23 protein-coding genes are annotated in these 19,474 nt (G+C 54.1%); 15 read left to right on the top strand and 8 right to left on the bottom strand.

Features of this window, described 5'->3' with window-relative positions:
• The first annotated feature begins 293 nt into the window (after nucleotides 1-293).
• The 9 genes from KGP21_RS28010 to KGP21_RS27970 all read left to right on the top strand — a co-directional run bounded on the left by KGP21_RS28010 (nucleotide 294) and on the right by KGP21_RS27970 (nucleotide 6,375).
• A complete protein-coding gene (locus KGP21_RS28010; protein ID WP_021807259.1) occupies nucleotides 294-728 on the top strand; it encodes a rhodanese-like domain-containing protein in 435 nt (144 codons plus the stop codon).
• A 26-nt stretch (nucleotides 729-754) separates the two neighbouring features.
• Nucleotides 755-1,003, top strand: a complete 249-nt coding sequence (grxC, locus tag KGP21_RS28005; RefSeq protein WP_024482902.1) for a glutaredoxin 3 — start codon at nucleotides 755-757, stop codon at nucleotides 1,001-1,003.
• Nucleotides 1,004-1,086: 83 nt separating this feature from the next.
• Nucleotides 1,087-1,557, top strand: coding sequence for a protein-export chaperone SecB (gene secB / locus KGP21_RS28000; protein WP_021181865.1), 471 nt, complete (start codon nucleotides 1,087-1,089; stop codon nucleotides 1,555-1,557).
• Nucleotides 1,557-2,576 (top strand): NAD(P)H-dependent glycerol-3-phosphate dehydrogenase, encoded by a 1,020-nt coding sequence (gene gpsA, locus KGP21_RS27995; RefSeq protein WP_071683747.1) that lies wholly within the window; start codon nucleotides 1,557-1,559, stop codon nucleotides 2,574-2,576. Before secB ends, gpsA begins: the two co-directional genes overlap by 1 nt.
• Before the next feature lie 98 nt (nucleotides 2,577-2,674).
• On the top strand, nucleotides 2,675-3,496 hold the full coding sequence (gene cysE, locus KGP21_RS27990) for a serine O-acetyltransferase (RefSeq protein WP_021181867.1): 822 nt from the start codon (nucleotides 2,675-2,677) through the stop codon (nucleotides 3,494-3,496).
• Nucleotides 3,497-3,681: 185 nt separating this feature from the next.
• Complete coding sequence (locus KGP21_RS27985) at nucleotides 3,682-4,005, top strand: type II toxin-antitoxin system RelE/ParE family toxin (RefSeq protein ID WP_024482899.1); 324 nt, start codon at nucleotides 3,682-3,684, stop codon at nucleotides 4,003-4,005.
• Nucleotides 3,992-4,273 carry a helix-turn-helix transcriptional regulator gene (locus KGP21_RS27980; RefSeq protein WP_024482898.1) on the top strand — a complete coding sequence of 94 codons (282 nt, stop codon included), beginning with the start codon at nucleotides 3,992-3,994 and terminating at the stop codon, nucleotides 4,271-4,273. The genes KGP21_RS27985 and KGP21_RS27980 overlap by 14 nt, the downstream gene beginning before the upstream one ends.
• A gap of 40 nt (nucleotides 4,274-4,313) precedes the next feature.
• On the top strand, nucleotides 4,314-5,819 hold the full coding sequence (locus tag KGP21_RS27975) for a PLP-dependent aminotransferase family protein (protein WP_059199348.1): 1,506 nt from the start codon (nucleotides 4,314-4,316) through the stop codon (nucleotides 5,817-5,819).
• A 100-nt stretch (nucleotides 5,820-5,919) separates the two neighbouring features.
• Nucleotides 5,920-6,375, top strand: coding sequence for a GNAT family N-acetyltransferase (locus tag KGP21_RS27970; protein ID WP_094981591.1), 456 nt, complete (start codon nucleotides 5,920-5,922; stop codon nucleotides 6,373-6,375).
• A 68-nt stretch (nucleotides 6,376-6,443) separates the two neighbouring features.
• Here KGP21_RS27970 and trmL read toward each other — a convergent pair whose 3' ends face one another.
• From trmL to cpxR, 3 genes are read right to left on the bottom strand one after another with little or no spacing between them, the layout of a single operon-like run.
• Nucleotides 6,444-6,917: a tRNA (uridine(34)/cytosine(34)/5-carboxymethylaminomethyluridine(34)-2'-O)-methyltransferase TrmL gene (gene trmL / locus KGP21_RS27965; RefSeq protein ID WP_209555062.1), complete on the bottom strand. Its 474-nt coding sequence runs from the start codon at nucleotides 6,915-6,917 to the stop codon at nucleotides 6,444-6,446.
• A 57-nt stretch (nucleotides 6,918-6,974) separates the two neighbouring features.
• Nucleotides 6,975-8,345, bottom strand: a complete 1,371-nt coding sequence (gene cpxA, locus KGP21_RS27960) for an envelope stress sensor histidine kinase CpxA (RefSeq protein WP_021181872.1) — start codon at nucleotides 8,343-8,345, stop codon at nucleotides 6,975-6,977.
• Complete coding sequence (gene cpxR, locus KGP21_RS27955) at nucleotides 8,342-9,040, bottom strand: envelope stress response regulator transcription factor CpxR (RefSeq protein ID WP_021181873.1); 699 nt, start codon at nucleotides 9,038-9,040, stop codon at nucleotides 8,342-8,344. The genes cpxA and cpxR overlap by 4 nt, the downstream gene beginning before the upstream one ends.
• Before the next feature lie 149 nt (nucleotides 9,041-9,189).
• Between cpxR and cpxP the strand changes: the two genes are divergently transcribed.
• From cpxP to KGP21_RS27935, 4 genes are all read left to right on the top strand, one after another.
• Nucleotides 9,190-9,684 carry a cell-envelope stress modulator CpxP gene (gene cpxP / locus KGP21_RS27950; protein ID WP_021181874.1) on the top strand — a complete coding sequence of 165 codons (495 nt, stop codon included), beginning with the start codon at nucleotides 9,190-9,192 and terminating at the stop codon, nucleotides 9,682-9,684.
• Nucleotides 9,685-10,018: 334 nt separating this feature from the next.
• On the top strand, nucleotides 10,019-10,921 hold the full coding sequence (gene fieF, locus KGP21_RS27945) for a CDF family cation-efflux transporter FieF (protein ID WP_021807232.1): 903 nt from the start codon (nucleotides 10,019-10,021) through the stop codon (nucleotides 10,919-10,921).
• Nucleotides 10,922-11,154: 233 nt separating this feature from the next.
• Entirely contained in the window at nucleotides 11,155-12,117 is a 963-nt protein-coding gene (pfkA, locus tag KGP21_RS27940) for a 6-phosphofructokinase (RefSeq protein WP_021181876.1), read from the top strand.
• Between the two features lie 179 nt (nucleotides 12,118-12,296).
• Nucleotides 12,297-13,286, top strand: a complete 990-nt coding sequence (locus KGP21_RS27935; protein ID WP_021807231.1) for a sulfate ABC transporter substrate-binding protein — start codon at nucleotides 12,297-12,299, stop codon at nucleotides 13,284-13,286.
• Nucleotides 13,287-13,351: 65 nt separating this feature from the next.
• Here KGP21_RS27935 and tpiA read toward each other — a convergent pair whose 3' ends face one another.
• Together tpiA and KGP21_RS27925 are read right to left on the bottom strand one after the other, a co-directional pair.
• Nucleotides 13,352-14,119, bottom strand: a complete 768-nt coding sequence (gene tpiA / locus KGP21_RS27930) for a triose-phosphate isomerase (protein ID WP_021181878.1) — start codon at nucleotides 14,117-14,119, stop codon at nucleotides 13,352-13,354.
• Nucleotides 14,120-14,246: 127 nt separating this feature from the next.
• Nucleotides 14,247-14,834 carry a DUF1454 family protein gene (locus KGP21_RS27925; RefSeq protein WP_209529740.1) on the bottom strand — a complete coding sequence of 196 codons (588 nt, stop codon included), beginning with the start codon at nucleotides 14,832-14,834 and terminating at the stop codon, nucleotides 14,247-14,249.
• A gap of 195 nt (nucleotides 14,835-15,029) precedes the next feature.
• Between KGP21_RS27925 and KGP21_RS27920 the strand changes: the two genes are divergently transcribed.
• The gene (locus tag KGP21_RS27920) at nucleotides 15,030-15,449 is read left to right on the top strand and encodes a DUF805 domain-containing protein (RefSeq protein ID WP_021181880.1); all 420 of its coding nucleotides are present in this window, start codon (nucleotides 15,030-15,032) and stop codon (nucleotides 15,447-15,449) included.
• 1 nt (nucleotide 15,450) lies between these two features.
• On the opposite strand, the gene fpr is transcribed toward KGP21_RS27920, so the two are convergent.
• Both fpr and KGP21_RS27910 read right to left on the bottom strand, forming a co-directional pair.
• Nucleotides 15,451-16,197 carry a ferredoxin--NADP(+) reductase gene (gene fpr, locus KGP21_RS27915; RefSeq protein ID WP_121608327.1) on the bottom strand — a complete coding sequence of 249 codons (747 nt, stop codon included), beginning with the start codon at nucleotides 16,195-16,197 and terminating at the stop codon, nucleotides 15,451-15,453.
• A gap of 4 nt (nucleotides 16,198-16,201) precedes the next feature.
• Nucleotides 16,202-16,825, bottom strand: a complete 624-nt coding sequence (locus tag KGP21_RS27910) for a metalloregulator ArsR/SmtB family transcription factor (RefSeq protein WP_071683731.1) — start codon at nucleotides 16,823-16,825, stop codon at nucleotides 16,202-16,204.
• A 308-nt stretch (nucleotides 16,826-17,133) separates the two neighbouring features.
• Between KGP21_RS27910 and emrD the strand changes: the two genes are divergently transcribed.
• The gene (emrD, locus tag KGP21_RS27905) at nucleotides 17,134-18,318 is read left to right on the top strand and encodes a multidrug efflux MFS transporter EmrD (RefSeq protein ID WP_223536645.1); all 1,185 of its coding nucleotides are present in this window, start codon (nucleotides 17,134-17,136) and stop codon (nucleotides 18,316-18,318) included.
• 32 nt (nucleotides 18,319-18,350) lie between these two features.
• On the opposite strand, the gene glpX is transcribed toward emrD, so the two are convergent.
• On the bottom strand, nucleotides 18,351-19,361 hold the full coding sequence (gene glpX, locus KGP21_RS27900) for a class II fructose-bisphosphatase (protein ID WP_024482881.1): 1,011 nt from the start codon (nucleotides 19,359-19,361) through the stop codon (nucleotides 18,351-18,353).
• Nucleotides 19,362-19,474: the final 113 nt, after the last annotated feature.

The raw sequence follows: 19,474 nt of genomic DNA, 5'->3' as shown, positions 1-19,474 counted from the left end.
TCTTTATGATCGTTTTAAGTTGTGAATAGCCATCAGCCCGTGGGCACTGGAATGATGGCTATTCACCCTCTGGAACCCGATGATACTACATTGTGACCGACTAAAAAGAGCCCAAAGAGATCAAAGATGCGGTGAACAGCCTCGACTTTCTCAACGTCATGACGGTAATTTTCCAGTGTACTCCGCAGTTTCTGCATTCCCGTTTGCTTATTGGCTGTATTTGACGCATTCGGCAGGTATACTCTGAAACCTTGACTTATTTTTCCCTTAACTGACGGGAGTTGTTACACCCCATGCTGCAAGAAATTATGCAATTTGTTAGCCGGCACCCCATACTTAGTCTGGCCTGGGTCGGTCTGCTGGCTGCCGTGATCGTCATGACCTTCAAGAGCCGTTTCTCCAAGGTTAAAGAGATCGCCCGCGGTGAAGCTACTCGCTTGATTAATAAAGAAGATGCGGTAGTGGTCGATACCCGTACCCGTGATGATTTCCGCAGAGGCCATATCGCCAACGCGATCAACCTGACGGCGAGCGAGATCAAAACCGGCAGCTTCGGCGAACTGGATAAACACAAGGCCCAGCCGGTCATCGTGGTCTGTGCCAATGGCACCACCTCACGCGAACCCGCAGAAAACCTGAGCAAAGCCGGGTTTGAACAGGTCTATACCCTGAAAGACGGCATTGCCGGCTGGAGTGGGGAAAACCTGCCGTTGGCGCGTGGCAAGTAAATTTTAGTGTGATTGAAGGGGTTTCCATGGCTAACATTGAGATCTACACCAAGGCAACCTGCCCGTTCTGTCATCGCGCCAAGGCGCTGCTGAACAGCAAGGGAGCTGCGTTTAGCGAGATTGCCATCGATGGTGATAACGTCAAGCGCGAAGCAATGATCGCGCGCAGTGGGCGAACCACCGTGCCTCAGATTTTCATCGATGGCCAACATATTGGCGGCTGTGATGATTTACATGCACTTGATGCTCGCGGTGGGCTGGATCCGCTGCTGTAAACCAGCGGCGGTCCCACTGCCAAGATGTGGGTATTGCAACCACTGAGTGTCTCTAAGGATAGTTAACCAAGGGTATTACACACATGTCAGAACAAAACAGCACAGAGATGGCTTTCCAGATCCAACGCATTTACACCAAGGATATCTCATTCGAAGCGCCAAACGCTCCGCAGGTATTCCAGCAAGAATGGCAGCCAGAAGTTAAGCTCGATCTGGATACGGCTTCCAGCCACCTGGCAGACGACGTCTACGAAGTGGTACTGCGCGTTACCGTTACCGCCTCTCTGGGTGAAGAAACTGCATTCCTGTGTGAAGTTCAGCAGGCAGGTATCTTCTCCATCTCCGGTATCGAAGGCACGCAACTGGCACATTGCCTGGGTGCATACTGCCCGAACATCCTGTTCCCGTATGCACGTGAGTGCATCACCAGCCTGGTTTCTCGCGGTACCTTCCCGCAGTTGAATCTGGCACCGGTAAACTTTGACGCGCTGTTCATGAGCTATTTGCAGCAGCAGGCGGAAGGCGAAAGCGCTGAACCTCATCAGGATGCCTGATGAATACCGTCAATGCTTCAATGACTGTAATCGGTGCCGGCTCGTACGGCACCGCTTTAGCCATTACGCTGGCGCGTAATGGCCACCCGGTAGTGCTGTGGGGGCATAACCCCGAGCAGATCCAGATTCTGCAGCGCGATCGCTGCAATCAGGCGTTCCTTCCCGGCGTTCCTTTCCCCGATACCCTGTTGCTCGAAACCGACCTTGCTCGTGCATTAGCGGCCAGCCGTGATGTGCTGGTGGTGGTGCCCAGCCACGTGTTTGGTGACGTATTGCGTCAGTTGAAACCTCACCTGCGCCCGGATGCCCGCATCGTATGGGCGACCAAAGGTCTGGAAGCGGAAACGGGGCGGCTGTTGCAAGACGTGGCTCGTGAGGCTCTGGGGGATACCATCCCACTGGCGGTCGTTTCTGGGCCAACGTTTGCCAAAGAGCTGGCGGCCGGATTGCCAACGGCGATCGCCCTCGCCGCCACCGACGAGCAGTTTGCTGAAGATTTACAGCAGCTGTTGCACTGTGGCAAAAGCTTCCGCGTTTACAGCAACCCGGATTTCATCGGGGTACAGCTGGGGGGCGCGGTGAAAAACGTGATTGCCATCGGTGCCGGTATGTCCGACGGTATCGGTTTTGGTGCCAACGCGCGTACCGCATTGATCACCCGTGGTCTGGCGGAAATGAGCCGCCTCGGTTCGGCATTGGGTGCCGATCCTTCCACCTTTATGGGCATGGCTGGGTTGGGCGATCTGGTGTTAACCTGCACGGATAATCAATCGCGCAACCGTCGTTTCGGTATTATGCTGGGGCAAGGCAAGGGCGTGCAGGAAGCGCAGGATAGCATCGGCCAGGTGGTTGAAGGCTATCGCAATACCAAAGAGGTATTGGCACTGGCGCAGCGCTTTGGCGTGGAAATGCCGATCACCGAACAGATCTATCAGGTGCTGTACTGTAATAAAAATGCCCGCGAGGCAGCGTTGACTCTACTTGGGCGAACCAAGAAAGACGAAAAGCACAGTGCCTGACCTTGGCTGCGGTGCAGCAATGTATCGCGTCACGACAATTTGATTAGGTTACCCTGCCGGGATCAGGCGGGGCAGCCTGTTTTGGCAGAGAGGAAGCGATGTCGTCAGAAGAGTTAGAACAGGTCTGGAGCAGCATTAAATCAGAGGCGAGAGCACTGGCAGATTGTGAACCGATGCTGGCTAGCTTTTTCCACGCGACCTTGCTCAAGCATGAAAATCTGGGCAGTGCGCTCAGCTACATTCTGGCGAACAAACTGGCTAATCCGATCATGCCGGCAATCGCCGTGCGTGAGGTGGTGGAAGACGCCTATCGTTCCGACGCTCAAATGATCGTCTCAGCGGCCCGCGATATTCTGGCGGTGCGGCTGCGCGACCCCGCAGTAGATAAATATTCAACGCCGTTGCTATACCTGAAAGGTTTCCATGCCTTGCAGGCATACCGTATCGGCCATTGGTTGTGGATGCAGGGCCGTCAGGCATTGGCGATCTACCTGCAAAATCAAATCTCGGTTGCCTTTGGGGTGGATATTCATCCGGCGGCCACCATCGGCTGCGGCATCATGCTCGACCACGCCACCGGCATTGTGATCGGTGAAACCGCCGTGGTGGAGAATAACGTCTCTATCCTGCAGTCGGTAACCCTGGGCGGGACAGGCAAAACCAGCGGCGATCGCCACCCTAAAATCCGCGAAGGCGTGATGATTGGTGCGGGGGCTAAAATCCTCGGCAATATCGAAGTGGGCAAAGGGGCCAAGATCGGTGCCGGTTCCGTGGTGCTACAGCCCGTGCCACCACATACTACCGCCGCAGGCGTGCCCGCACGTATTGTTGGCCGCCCGGAGAGCGATACGCCATCGATGGATATGGACCAGTACTTCAACGGTGCCAATCACGGGTTTGAGTACGGCGACGGTATCTGAATAGCTTTTCAGTCGTTATTGCTAATTATCTCTAATACCCACTAAACCCCTTGTAAACCGGCATGTGGAAACAAAATCACATACCGGTTTATCCCTGTGTGTCCCCCTGAAGAAAGACATGAAAATTGCACTACAATGCAAGTTGCATTATAGTGCAATAGTGGCAAAGACACAGGGATGGAAAGATGTTTACAGTAATCTATCACTACGAAGCGGAAAAGGAATTGAAGGCGTTGCCCCCGACCGTTGCGGCAAAACTGTCCCGGATTATCAGCAAGCTTGAAAGTGATCCCCGACAACTGAGAGAACCAGATACAAAGCCCCTAGGTAATGGACTCTATGAGATCCGTTCCATGGGCAAAGATATCGCACGTGGCATGTGGGTTTATCAGAAGGGTGAGAGGATCTTTATGCTCAGAATTTTTATTAAAAAGACGCCAAAAACACCAAGAAATGAGATAGATCTGGCCATGCAGCGACTGGAGGAAATGATCAATGACAAAGTATAAAACACATTCGCAAGTTCAGGCCGAGATGATGGAAAACAGCGAGTTTAAGGCTGCGATTGAGGATGAAATGCGCAAAGAGCGTTTGCAGGCAACCTTGGCAGAGTGGCGAAATATCGCAGGACTTACTAGTGCACAAGTCGCAAAGGCAATGGGTGTGAATGCTTCAACAGTCAGCAGAATGGAAAACAACGTAACGAAATCGAGCGTTGAAACCATTGCTCGCTATGCAAAAGCTTGCGGTATTGATCATGTGACGATTTCCTTCTGATTAACGACAGCGTTATTTTCTCTCTCCGTGGAGCTGCGCCTTGAACCGCCTGACCGAAAAGCAGCTCCAGACTCTCTTGCTGCAAAAAAACCTCGCCAAGCAAACAGTTCCCGAAGTTTCATTAACTACGGCGCTGGCTGCTGCTTTCAAGACGATGATCCAGCAGGGTGAGTTCATCACCGGCCAACGTTTACCGGCCAGCCGTGCGTTGGCAGCCTCACTGCAGTTATCTCGAGGGACCATCGAGAACTGTTATACGGCGCTGGAAACCGAGGGATACGTCTGCAGAGAGGTGGGGCGGGGAAGCTTTGTCGCGCAAAGACAGCAACCTTTGCTGGGCCTGACTAGCGAGCGCTCAGTTGCACCTTTCGGCGGCCAGGTCACATTGAGCCGGAGATCGTCACAGCATATCAGGCCTGAATCAGGCAACTTGCCCCAGCAGCGGGCATTTAGCCCCGGCATGCCTGAAACCCGAAATTTTCCGATCCATACCTGGCTCAGGCTATATCAGCAAACCGTCAAAGAAGAGGGGCTGTCTATCTCGGCGGGCAGCAACTTGCAGGGCAATATTCACCTGCGGGAGGCGATTTGCGATTTCCTGCTGGCCGAGCGGGGCGTGAAGGCGCAGGCCGATCGAATTCTGATTGTGAGCAGTACGCAGCAATCGCTGTCTTTATGTGCGCAGGTCCTGGCGGATGCTGGCGATAGCGTCTTTATCGAAAATCCGGGGTATACCGGTGCGATTAAGGCCTTGCGGGCGGCCCAGCTAAAGCCTATCCCGATTACCGTGGATGAGCAGGGGATCTGTACCGATGAAATCATTCGCTCTCAAGCTAACGGCAAATTTGTCTATGTCACCCCTTCTAACCAATATCCTACCGGGCGAGCACTTTCGCTGGCCAGGCGGTTGGCATTAATTGAGGCGGCTAAAACACGGGATATGTGGATCATCGAAGATGATTATGACAGCGAGTTTCACTACCAAGGCATTGCGACGGCCTGTTTGCAGGGGTTAGACCCCCATCAGCGCACCATTTATATGGGCACCTTCAGTAAAACCCTGTTCCCGGATCTGCATGTGGCTTATATGGTATTGCCAGAAGCGCTGGTAAAACCCATGACCACCGCGCGGGCGAATACGGACAGCCAGGTTTCGGGGATCGCTCAGCGTACGCTGGCAAAATTCATTATGCAGGGACATTATCGAGAACATGTCCTTACCATGAAGAAAATATATTCATCCCGTGCGGCGCTGTTTATTAACGAGATCAACAAGCACTGCGGCTTAAAGGTGAAGGTTATAGTGCCTAACTGCGGCTTGCAAATACTCTGCCTGGTGGAAAGTAAACAGCTGGAGCAAGCTGTTGCCCATCGCGCTTCTGAGTATAATTTAACGCTTAGAAGCGTTGCCGAGTTTTGTACTGCAGATATTCCCTTATCTGGCTGGTTGCTGGGTTTCGCGGCTCTGGATCCTATTGAGATAGCCTATAACGTCGAGCAGTTTTCCCAGTTGCTAACGCGCTGTTTAAACGAGAGGCTTAATTAGCCGCTTGAAATGGTCCGGTGTCTATCACGGATTGGTCCATTAACCCCACCCTATGGCATCGCCTATACTTGCGCCACTTTGAACATGCAGGGGTAGGACTATGTTGATGACTAAAAATGGCGTTACCATCAGGGAAATAATCGCTTCAGATAGAGCGGGTTGGGAACATCTGTGGCAGCAGTATCTGCACTTTTATCGTGCCGATGTCAGCGCCGAAATTACCGAAAAAACCTTTATCCGCCTGTGCCAAAAACAGGATTTGGTCGGCCTGGTCGCCGTTAACGATCAGGGGCAGATCCTGGGCTTTATGCATTTGGTTTATCACGCCTCGACGTGGAGCGATAAAAACTATTGTTATATTGAAGATCTGTTCGTTGATAAAAGCGCGCGGGGACAAAACGTAGCGGAGAGCTTATTTAATGAAGCTTATCAACAGGCGGAAGTGAGAGAGTCAAGCCGTGTTTACTGGATGACCCAGGAGTTCAATTCTTCTGCCCGTTCGCTGTACGATAAAATTGGCCAAAGAACCTCATTTATTATTTATAGTAAAAAATAGTACGGCGTTAAAAATAAGGCGACGGGGTTTAACCGTCGCCTGGCTGGCAGGCGATCGCCCAATAGAGATTACTCTTTAAGCAGTGCGCCCGCATAACCCAGTTGGCGCCAGGCTTCGTAAACCACCACCGAGACGGCATTGGACAGATTCATGCTGCGGCTTTGGGCCTGCATGGGAATACGGATCTTCTGCTGTGCGGGCAAGGCATCCAGAATGCTGGCGGGCAGACCACGGGTTTCCGGGCCAAACAGCAGATAGTCCCCAGCCTGATAGCTGACGGCGCTATGTGCCGGTGTGCCTTTGGTGGTAAGGGCAAACAGCCGCTGTGGATTATCGCTGGCGAGGAAGGCGGCATAGTCGGCATGGCGCTTGATGCAGGCAAATTCGTGATAATCCAACCCGGCACGGCGCAGGCGTTTGTCGTCCCACGGGAAGCCCATAGGTTCGATCAGATGCAGTTGGAAACCGGTGTTGGCGCACAGGCGAATGATGTTGCCGGTATTCGGCGGAATTTCAGGTTCAAATAAAACGATATTCAGCATGTAAAAAGCCCCTCATGACGAGGGGCGCAGAATAGCAAAATCTTTGGGTGCTGGCGATTAACGCTGATGCAGCGGCAACCACAACACCAGACGCAGGCCACCTAGCGGGCTGTCTTCCGCTTTCACCCAGCCGCGATGCTGATTGACGGCGGATTCAACGATGGCCAAGCCCAACCCGGTGCCGCCGGATTGGCGATCGCGTGCTTCATCGGTGCGGTAGAACGGCCGGAAGATCTGCTCACGATCTTCCGGGCTGACGCCAGGGCCATCATCGTCCACCACGATGGTGATCCCCTGATTATCGGCGCTGAATGCCACCGCGATGCGCGTATTGGAATAACGCAGGGCATTACGCACGATATTCTCCAGCGCACTGTCCAGGGCACCTGCGTTGCCGTAAATCGTCCATGGGCCAGGAGGGGAGGTGACCTCCAGCTGTTTGCCCATCTGTTCGGCTTCGAAACTGGCGTTGTCCAGCACGTCGGCCCACAGTTCGTTGGCCTTCAGCAGTTCGCGCACCAGCTCGCTTTTCTGTTGGCCACGGGATAGCAACAGCAGATCGTTAATCATCGAATCCAGCCGTTGGGCTTCGGTTTCGATACGCGCCAGCTCATGGCCTTCACCGTGGCGGCGGCGCATCAGGGCGGTTGCCAGCTGTAGACGCGTTAACGGGGTGCGCAATTCGTGGGAGATATCGGAGATCAGCCGTTGCTGGGCCGTCATCATCCTTTCGAGCGCGCTGATCATCTGGTTGAAACTGGCCCCGGTGGCAAGAAACTCCTGCGGCCCGGCTTCCAGCTCAGGGTGTTGCTTAAGGTTGCCACGGGCTACATCATCGGCGGCATTTTTCAACTTACGCGCCGGTTTGGCAAGACTCCAGGCCAGCCACAGCAACAGTGGGGCACTGATCAGCATGGTGACGATCAGCAGCAGCAGCGGCCGGTCGAACATCAGGTTGATAAAATCGGACTGCGAGCTGCTGGCCGGGCGGATCAGGTACAACTGGTAGTTGTCTTCACCATCGCGCACCGAGAACGGGCCAACCAGCTCGACGCGGCCATATTTTTTCTTTTGCGGTTGGTCGGAGTTGTCCGACTGGCCGATAAAGTTGCGCACGATCTGCATTTCGTTGCGCTGCGCGCCGATCACCCGCCCTTCGCTGGTCACCAACAACAGGCGCTGGCCCGGCGGTGCCCATTTTTCGATGGCGCGGAACAGGCGGCGCCACCACATCAGGTCGTTGGCCGGATCGTTTTGCAGTTCGGCTTCGACATGCTGTTCCAGCATCAACCCCTGCCGCTGTTCGCTTTCCAGCAGCGTGGTCATTTGGCGGGAGTCGAGTTTGGGCACCATCAACACCAACATCAGCACCAGGGCCAATGTGAACCAGAAAATGGCGAAGATGCGTGCCGTCAAGCTGTTGATCATGCTGCAGATACCATCAAGTAGCCCCGTCCGCGCAGGGTTTTGAACCAAGGATGCCCATCTTTGCGGTCCGGCAGTTTGCGCCGCAGGTTGGAGATATGCATATCAATGGCGCGATCGAATGGCGTCAGGCGTTTGCCCAGCACTTCCTGGCTGAGGAGTTCACGGGATACTACCTGGCCGAGATGCTGTGCCAGCAGATATAACAGGGTAAATTCGGTGCCCGTCAGATCCAGCACTTGCCCGTCGAAGCTGGCTTCCTGGCGGCCGGGGTTCAGCTGTAGGCCGTCAACGTCCAGCGTAGGTGCGCTGGTATCCACATTCTGTTGCTGTTCGCTCCAGTTGGAACGGCGCAGAATGGCCCGGATGCGCGCAACCAGTTCGCGATCGTTAAAGGGTTTTGCCAGATAGTCGTCCGCACCGAGTTCCAGGCCAAGTACCCGGTCCAATTCGCTGCCGCGAGCGGTGAGCATGATCACCGGAGTCTGGTGGTGCTGACGCAATTCTTTCAGCGTATCGATACCGTTTTTCTTCGGCATCATGATATCGAGCAACAGCAGATCGATGGAGCTGTCCAGTAACGACAACGCCTGTTCACCGTCGTGAGCCACGACGATGTTAAAGCCTTCCATTTCAAGCAGTTCTTTCAGTAGCGAGGTGAGCTCGCGGTCGTCGTCAACTAACAGAATTTTGTGCATATGTGATTTACCTCCTGACGCAAAATACGTCATCAACTGTTGCTATTCCATGACTTTACGTAGTTTTACATGCCCTGACGCATGTTTGCAGGTGCAGCGATACACTGCTCCTCGTTGATTCGCAAAGTGAGAAAGCTCGAGGAGTAAAAATGGTTAAGGTGACCGCAGTAGTTATGGCATCAATTTTGGCATTTGGTTCTACCGCTGCCTTTGCTGCTGATACTACACCGGAAACTGTCCAACCTCCTGCTAATGATGCACTGTTGAGAGCGCTTGGCCAGAATCACATGTTCGACGGCGTTCGCTTGACCGAACAGCAACGCCAGCAAATGCGCGATTTGATGCGCCAGGCCCGTTACGATCTGCCTGGTGTTAATGTAGATGAAGTGGAAACCATGCATAAGCTGGTCACCGCAGATAAATTTGATGAAGCCGCCGTGCAGGCCCAGGCGGAAAAGATGGCTCAGGAACAGGTTAAGCGCCAGGTCGAAATGGCCCGGGTACGCAACCAAATGTATAACCTGCTGACGCCAGAGCAAAAAAGTGTTTTAGACCAGAAGCATCAGCAGCGTGTGCAGTTGATGAAGCAACAGATTTCTGGTTTGCAGCAAACTTCTGCCCAGAAGTTGAGTATGACCGAGTAATCCCCTGTTTTTCCTTGCCATAGACACCATCCCTGTCTTCCCCCTCATGATGAGGGGGTTTTTTTTATTCCTATTAAATAAATTTACTTAAAAAACAATTTGTTGGCTATTTTCTGGAAGGCTGAGGATTTTCAAAAACCGTTGAGTGTGGACAGTATGTGGACGCGCCTTCAAACCTGGATACCTTATGAATACTTATCTAGGGAGAGCGACATTACTGCACGTTTTGCCAGATTTTTTTGCTTAGCTGACACGCATCCCGTCATGATGGCGGGACTTTTTTTACCCCGCATTCCGTTATACTGAAGCCCATAAACGTTAGTTGGGGTTTTTTATGGAACAGCAATACGCGCGGCTGGTACAGTCCGCTGCTTTAGCCGCCACCGGAATGGCTTCCATTCTACTGTTGATCAAGATTGTTGCCTGGTATCTCACCGGGTCGGTCAGCCTGTTGGCGGCTTTAGTGGATTCGTTGATGGATATTGCCGCATCGTTAACCAACCTGCTGGTGGTACGCTACTCGTTGCAGCCGGCTGATGAAGAGCACACCTTTGGCCATGGCAAGGCCGAGTCGCTGGCGGCGCTGGCGCAAAGCATGTTTATCTCCGGTTCTGCCCTGTTCCTGTTCTTGACCGGCTTCCAGCATCTGTATTCCCCGCAGCCCCTGAATTCGCCGGGCATAGGGGTAGCTGTAACTATCATTGCGTTGATTAGCACTTTCATCCTGGTGACCTATCAACGTTGGGTAGTCAGAAAAACGCGCAGCCAGGCGGTACGGGCCGATATGCTGCATTATCAGTCAGATGTGATGATGAATGGTGCTATTTTGATAGCACTTGGGCTAAGCTGGTACGGATTTCATCGTGCGGACGCGCTGTTTGCCCTGGGCATTGGGGTTTATATTCTCTATAGCGCGCTGCGTATGGGGTACGAGGCGGTGCAGTCCCTGCTGGATCGCGCCTTGCCGGATGAAGAGCGTCAGGCAATTATCGATGTGGTATCGTCTTGGCCGGGTATCAAAGGTGCCCACGATCTGCGTACGCGGCAGTCTGGGCCAACGCGGTTTATCCAGTTGCATCTGGAAATGGAAGACACCCTGCCGTTGATGCAGGCGCATATTCTGGCAGAACAGGTGGAGCAGGCATTGTTGCATCGTTTCCCCGGAGCCGACGTGATTATTCACCAAGATCCCTGTTCTGTTGTTCCTCAGGGCCGACAGGGGCATTGGGAACTATAATCAACTGACATAGGTCAATGTTGGGTGGATTGAGAAAACACGGTGTTAGCACGCCGTGCCATGTGAAGTTTTTTCCTTGATGTTGCGTGACCTGAATCAATTCAGCTGGGTGTTTTTGTTATAATATCCAGCAATAAAAGCCGTAAAGCTGGTTTTGCGCCGTTGGAGAGATACCCGGTGAGTCGGCGAATACAGAATTCTTAAGAAATTGCATCTACAGTTCAGAGGTAGTCATGATCAAGAAAATCGGTGTACTGACGAGTGGCGGTGACGCCCCAGGTATGAACGCTGCCATTCGTGGCGTTGTGCGTGCCGCGCTCACAGAAGGTCTGGAAGTATTTGGTATTTACGATGGCTACCTTGGTTTGTACGAAGATCGTATGGAGCAATTAGACCGCTATAGCGTGTCTGATATGATCAACCGCGGCGGCACCTTCCTGGGTTCTGCGCGTTTTCCAGAGTTCAGGGATGACAGCGTGCGCGCCAAGGCGATTGAAAACCTGAAAAACCGCGGCATTGATGCGCTGGTGGTCATCGGTGGTGACGGCTCCTACATGGGGGCGAAGCGCCTGACCGAAGAGGGTTTCCCTTGCATCGGTTTGCCTGGCACCATCGATAACGACGTTGCAGGCACCGACTACACCATCGGTTACTTCACCGCGTTGGAAACCGTGGTGGAAGCCATTGACCGCCTGCGCGATACCTCTTCATCACACCAACGTATCTCTATCGTGGAAGTGATGGGGCGTTACTGTGGCGACCTGACCCTGGCGGCGGCCATTGCCGGTGGTTGTGAATTTATCGTTCTGCCGGAAATCGAATTCAGCCGTGACGATCTGGTTGACGAAATCAAAGCCGGTATCGCCAAAGGTAAAAAGCATGCCATCGTGGCGATCACCGAGCATATCTGTGATATCGACGAACTGGCACGCCATATCGAGCAGGAAACCAAGCGTGAAACCCGTGCTACCGTATTGGGCCACATCCAGCGTGGTGGTTCACCGGTTGCTTACGACCGTATTCTGGCTTCCCGCATGGGCGCGTACTCCATCGACCTGCTGCTGCAAGGTTACGGTGGCCGCTGCGTAGGGATCCAGAACGAGAAGATGGTGCACCACGACATCGTTGACGCGATCGAAAACATGAAGCGTCCGTTCAAGGGTGACTGGTTGGAAACGGCGAAAAAGCTGTACTAATCCAGCTTGAACGCCGCGAAATAGCCTCCTTTGTTGGGGGCTTTTTTTTATCGGTAGCCGCTATATTCCAGAATGGTCTAGTACAACATTTTTTATTCTTTAATTGTGAGGGAAGTTTCTGGCAGGCTTTGATGCTAAATCAACCGCTTGAGGTTGCGTCATTTTCTGGGGGAACGGCAATGCAAAAATGGGGTGTGGGTCTGACTTTACTGCTGTTGGCATCGGGTGCTATGGCGAAAGATATTCAACTGCTGAACGTCTCATACGATCCTACGCGTGAGTTCTACCAGGAATATAACACGGCGTTTGGTAAGTATTGGCAGCAGCAGACCGGCGATAAGGTTACCGTGCGTCAGTCACACGGCGGTTCCGGCAAGCAGGCGACCTCGGTGATTAACGGCATCGAAGCGGATGTGGTCACGCTAGCGTTGGCATACGACGTGGACGCGATTGCCGAGCGTGGTCGTATTGATAAAGCGTGGATCAAGCGCCTGCCAGACAACTCGGCACCTTACACCTCGACCATCGTTTTCCTGGTGCGTAAGGATAATCCAAAACAGATCCATGATTGGGCTGACCTGGTGAAGCCTGGCGTGTCGGTTATTACACCGAACCCGAAAACCTCTGGCGGTGCCCGTTGGAACTATCTGGCTGCCTGGGGTTATGCTCTGCACAAGAACGGTGGCGATAAAGCCAAGGCTCAGGAGTTCGTCAAACAGCTGTACCGAAATGTGGAAGTGTTGGATTCCGGTGCACGTGGCGCAACCAATACCTTCGTTGAGCGCGGCATCGGTGATGTGCTGATCGCCTGGGAAAACGAAGCTTTGCTGGCAGAGAAAGAGCTGGGTAAAGACAAGTTTGAAATCATCACCCCGAGCGAATCCATTCTGGCTGAACCGACGGTATCGGTGGTGGATAAGGTCGTTGATAAGCGCGGCACCCGTGATGTGGCTACGGCTTACCTGAAGTATCTGTATTCACCGGAAGGCCAGACCATTGCGGCCAACAACTACTACCGTCCACGTGATGCAGCCGTTGCAGCCAAATTCGCCGAGCAGTTTCCAAAACTGAAGCTGTTCACCGTGGATGATACTTTTGGCGGCTGGACTGAAGCGCAGAAGGTGCACTTTGCCACCGGCGGGATTTTTGACGAAATCAGCAAGCGCTGATCGCCAATTTTGAGCCATAAAAAACCCCGGGAAACCGGGGTTTTGTCATTTCAGGCCGGATAAAATCAGGCTTTTTTCGCCAGGGCAGCGGCTTTGACGATCACGGCGAAAGCGTCAGCTTTCAGTGATGCGCCGCCAACCAGCGCGCCGTCGATGTCTGGCTGAGCAAACAGCTCTGCAGCGTTCTTATCGTTCACGGAACCGCCGTACTGGATGATCACTTCGGCAGCGACTGCAGCGTCTTGCTTGGCAATATGGTCACGGATAAATTTGTGTACTGCCTGAGCTTGCGCTGGGGTGGCAGATTTACCGGTACCGATAGCCCACACTGGCTCATAAGCGATGACGGTGCCTTTGAACGCTTCAGCGCCCTGGGTTTTCAGCACGGCGTCGATCTGGCGCGCACAAACTTCTTCGGTTTTACCCGCTTCGTTTTCTGCTTCGGTTTCACCGATGCACAGCACTGGGATCAGGCCAGCGGCTTTCAGCACGGCAAATTTCTCGGCGATCGCTGCGTCGGTTTCTTTGTGATAGGTACGGCGCTCTGAGTGGCCGATGATGATGTATTCAGCACCGACGTCTTTGAGCATGGTGGCAGAAACTTCACCGGTGAAGGCGCCAGACAGGTTGATGTCGACGTTCTGTGCGCCCAGAGCGATGCGGCTGCCACCCAGTGCGTGCTTGGCCAGATCCAGATACATGACTGGAGGTGCGATGGCAACGCCACAACCGTCAACGCTGCTCAGTTCTTTACGCAAGGCGGCGATCAGTTCGTTAACCATGTGAACGCTGCCGTTAAGCTTCCAGTTACCCATTACTAATGGATGACGCATGTGTTTTCCTCCAAAAAGGGGACGCGAGAGTCTAAATGACAACTGCCGGACAGGCAGTTTACCTGCCCAACAGTATAGAGATGAATCAGTGCAAAGGCTTTGCTTTTTGTCATTAATTGCTGGGGTATCAGGGTTCAGATAGCGTTAGCTTAATCGGTTCAACGGCGAAGGTTACCCCCTTATCGCCGTTATCTGCTACCACATAGCGTATTGCCCCGACCTGTTGTTGGTAGAAGTAGGAGCCTTTGCCTTTTTCCAGCAGGTTGTTCACCTTGATGATGCTTTCTTCCACGGTGAGTGTCGGTTCAAACTGGCGGCTCAGGGCTGCCATGTAGTTCACTGCGATGGCTTTGGCCGCTTTTTCTTCGCCATCCTGCAACAGCAAATGGGTAATTTGCAGGGTTTTAATCTTACCGGTGCCCTTTTCCAGCGCGGTAGAGGCGTATAGGTTTTCGTTAATCTTACTGGCCGCGCGGGTCAGCAAAGGAGAGTCATCCTCTCTTGAGGGGACTACGCGGAATTCACCAATCGGCAGCGTTGGGTTGTCGCGGTTGTACTTTTCGCGAAATTGCACCACCGTCAGATCGAAGGTCGGCGCGCCAGCCAGCAAGTAGGGGGCGTTCGCCGGGGCTTCGGTAGGCGTATCCGGTGGATCGGCCCAAGCACTGCCGATGGGGGAGCACAGGCAGGCTATAACGATGATTTTTTTCAGCATGGTATACGGCATCGGTAACAAAGATGACTCCGATTAAAACGATAACCTGGGCGAATTGTCAAAAATTCCGCGTGATTGTCGTTTGCTGACGCAAGGCGGTGCGATGGTCTGCGTTTTTCCGGGGCTAGCTCAACCCGGTATGGCCTATGTTACACTGCGGCGCAGAATATGGGCAGGCCAAGAGTGCATGAATCGATGAGCTTACAGCAATGGTGTTTTTCCTTTAAGGGCCGTATCGGGCGGCGCGACTTCTGGATCTGGATGGCTGTCTGGGTAGTGCTGATGGCGGTGGCTTTCACGCTGGCCAACTACGATGTGGTAGCGATCCAGACCATCGCCTTTTGCATTGTGGCGCTGCTGTGGCCAACGGCGGCGGTGCTGGTCAAGCGCCTGCACGATAGGAATAAAAAGGGCTGGTGGGCGTTGCTGTTGATCCTGGCGTGGATATTGGCAGCCGGTAACTGGCAGATGTTGGCACCGGTCTGGCAGTGGGGCGTGGGGCGTTTTATTCCGACGCTGATTGTGGTGATGATGGCGATCGATCTGGGGGCTTTTCTGGGCACCCCAGGGGATAACCGATTCGGGCCAGAGGCCGAACCGGTAAAATTCCGCTGAACTACCAGTAATGCTCGCTGGTGATATGGCCCGGCTTGCGGCGCAGATGTTTGCGCATCTGGTACTTCTCTTTCAGCGTTTGCTGGGTATCTCGCACCATCTGCGGGTTGCCGCACAGCATCACATGGCTGGTTTCGGCATCCAGGGTCAAACCGACTGCCGCTTCCAGTCGGCCGTCTTCCAGCAGAGCAGGAACGCGCCCGGTCAATGAGCCAGCCACCTCTTCGCGGCTGACCACGGTTTGAATGCGCAGTTTGCCGTTAAAACGCTGTTGCAGCTGCTGCATCAGCGGCAGGTAGCTGAGATCGCGAGCAAATCGTGCGGCGTGCACCAGCACCAGGTTGTTGAAGCGCTCCAGATCTTTGCCTTCTTGCAGGATCGACAGATAAGGGCCGATGGCGGTGCCGGTCGCCAACATCCATAAGGTGTCGCAGTCTGGCACTTCTTCGAGCACAAAGAATCCGGCGGCTTCTTTGGTGACCATCACCTCCGCTCCGGGCTGCAACTGATGGAGGCTTGGGCTGAGTTTTCCTTCCGGCACTGTGACCAGATAAAACTCCAGGTTGGGATCGCTGGGGGCATTAACGTAAGAATAGGCGCGCTGAACGCGCTCGCCGCCTATTTCTAGTGACAGCTTGGCAAACTGCCCGGCGGTGAAACTGTCGATCGGGGCATTGACGGTGATGCTGAACAAGCCATCGGTCCAATGTTGTACCCCTGTCACTTTGCCATTAACCCATTCAGCCATACTTTTAACGCTCCCGTGGTCGGATCAAATAAGCACAATGTCGTGAGCCGGAGATGGCATGCGCGGTACGTTCTATCCGGTAACTTTTACCAAACAGGCGATGGAACAGCTGCAGTTCGGAGTTGCACAGGTTGCTGCAAGTATGGGCCGCCACGCCGATCGGACAGTGGTTTTCCACCAGCAACATGCCCTGCGGGCTTTCCAACAGTTCCGCCATGTAGCCGTCACGCTGGCGCAGGTTAACCAGGCGGTTGAGCTTGCTGAGATGGTCTTCTTCCTCTGCCAGCTCATCGGCGTACCGGTGATAGAGTTTATCCTCGCGCGCCCGGATCAGCTTTTCTATGCCTTCGGCTCCGAACAGCTCATGTGCAGACTCCAGCAGGATCGCCGAAAGCCGATCGTGTCCGTCGGCAAACTGGGCATGGCCCTGTTGGGTCAAAGACCAGTAACGCGTCGGGCGGCCTACTTTGGCGCGCGTTTCCTCGTAGCAAACCAGCTCACGTTGTTCAAGGGATTGCAGATGCTGGCGGATCCCCATCGGCGTGATTTCCAGCCGCTCTGCCAGCATTTTGGCAGAATGAGGACCCAAGGTTTTTAACTGCAATAAAATCAGCTCTGGTGTTTTCATAAAACCCAAATCCCTGTGGCGGTATCTTATTTCAAGTTGATGGAAATAATTATCGATTAAGTGTTAAAGCTAATCTGATGCAAGTTTATCATTTTTAACTCTTTCCCGTTATGACAACAGATACGTACAGTTTGATTTACGAGACTGGTAGCGATAGGTGCCAGTGTGACGGCGATCTATATTTGCCCGAAACTCGCTAAAAAAATCAGATTTGTTAGCTTATGCGACGCTGAGAAGCTGCTCTGTGGTTCCCCCTGGGGTATTGGGCGGGGTTGAGTGTCGCAATACTGAATAAGTTAATGAAGATAATGAGAAAAGTTGAGAACTTCCACCTGCTGGTGATGCTGATCCTGCTGGTTGCCGTCGGTCAGATGGCGCAAACCATTTATGTCCCCATCATCGCCGATATTGCCCGCGATCTCTCGGTGCCCTCCGGCTCCGTGCAGCGCGTTATGGCGGCTTATCTGCTGACCTACGGCTTCTCGCAGCTGATCTACGGGCCGCTTTCCGATCGCATTGGCCGCCGCCCGGTGATCCTGGCTGGCATGATGATTTTCCTGCTCGGTGCCTTGGGCGCTTTGCTGGCCAACAGCCTATCGATGTTGGTAGCCGCCAGCGCGGTTCAGGGTATGGGCACCGGCGTGGCGGGTGTGATGGCCAGAACCATGCCGCGCGATCTGTATGCAGGCACTTCCCTACGTTATGCCAATAGCCTGCTGAATATGGGCATTCTGGTCAGCCCGCTGTTGGCTCCGGTGATTGGCGGGGGATTGGCGATGATGTTTGGCTGGCGGGCTTGTTATGGCTTCCTGCTGGTGTTGTGCGCCGGTGTAGCGTTTGCCATGTTCCGCTGGTTGCCGGAAACCCGGCCGCAGCAGACGGAAAAACGCCACATGTTCTCCAGCTTCCGCCAACTGCTGGCGGACGGCACCTTCAGCTGCTATCTGGTGATGTTGATCGGCGCTCTGGCCGGTATCGCCGTCTTTGAAGCCAGCTGTGGCGTGTTGATGGGCGGAGTGTTGGGCCTGAGCGGTTTGACCGTCAGTATCCTGTTTATTCTGCCGATCCCGGCGGCGTTCTTTGGTGCCTGGTATGCCGGGCGTGACGGAAAAACCTTCCACAGCCTGATGTGGCATTCGGTGATCAGCTGCCTGTTGGCCGGGCTGATGATGTGGATCCCTGGTTGGTTCGGGGTGATGAATATCTGGACGCTGATCGTTCCCGCGGCGTTGTTCTTCTTTGGTGCTGGCATGCTATTCCCCCTGGCGACCACCGGTGCGATGGAGCCGTTCCCTTATCTGGCCGGGGCGGCGGGTGCCCTGGTGGGCGGCATGCAGAATATGGGGTCTGGCCTAGCGACATGGCTGTCGGCCATGCTGCCGCAAACCGGGCAGTTCAGCCTTGGCTTGCTGATGTTTGCCATGGCGTTGTTGATTTTGCTGTGCTGGTGGCCGCTATCGAGCCGAATGCAGCATCAGGGACATACCGCCTGATAGAGACGGGGCGCGCTCTGCGCCCCTAGGCGTTAAAGCAGGAATTCGTGCAGTGCTGCGTCTTTGCGATCCAGATAGTGGGTCGAACGGATGCGGCGAATCGTGCGCGATTTGCCCCGGATTAACAGGGTTTCGGTGGTGGCCATATTGCCTTTGCGGGTGATGCCTTCCAGCAGATCGCCCTTGGTGATGCCGGTTGCGGCAAAGATCACGTTATCGTTGCGCGCCATTTCATCCAGCACCAACACCTTACCGGCTTCGATGCCCATTTCTTTACAGCGGGCCAGCTCCTGCTCGCCAATACGGCGATTATCTTCGTTATCCCCTTTGACTTGATGACGAGCCAGCAGGCGGGCTTGCATATCGCCATCCAGCGCACGGATCACCGCAGCGGAAATCACGCCTTCCGGTGCGCCACCGATTCCGTACATCACATCCACTTCGCTTTCCGGCATACAGGTCAGGATCGAGGCGGCGACATCACCGTCGGGAATAGCGAAAACCTTCACCCCGAGCTGCTGCATTTCTGCGATCACCGCATCGTGGCGCGGTTTAGCCAACGTGATCACCGTCAGCTCCGTCAGTGGTTTGCCCAGGCAGGCAGCGATGTTGTTCAGGTTGGTGGCTAGCGGCAAGTTGAGATCGATCACCCCACGCGCCTGCGGGCCGACGACCAGTTTTTCCATGTACATATCAGGAGCGTGCAAGAAGGTGCCACGATCGCCTACCGCCAGGACAGCCAGCGCATTGGATTGGCCCATTGCGGTCATGCGCGTACCTTCGATGGGATCGACGGCGATATCCACCGCATCGCCCAGCCCGGTACCGACGTTTTCGCCAATATACAGCATCGGGGCTTCATCAATCTCACCTTCACCGATCACGATCCGGCCATCGATATCCACCCTATTGAGCATAATGCGCATGGCATTGACGGCGGCACCGTCGGCGGCGTTTTTGTCACCACGCCCCAACCATTTATAACCCGCAAGAGCGGCGGCTTCGGTAACGCGGGAAAATTCGATGGCTAATTCACGTTTCATGGCAAACCTGTCAGTGAGAAAAGGGAAGAAAATATCGGCAAAGTTTACCACAGGGGGGAGGCGGCAGGGCGAGGCAAAAAAAAACGCTGCCCGAAGGCAGCGCTGTTGCAGGG

It is taken from the genome of Serratia sp. JSRIV004, from assembly GCF_019968705.1.
GTDB lineage: Bacteria > Pseudomonadota > Gammaproteobacteria > Enterobacterales > Enterobacteriaceae > Chania > Chania fonticola_B.
Note: the sequence above shows the minus strand (reverse complement) of the source record. Positions and strands in the feature narration are given on the sequence as shown.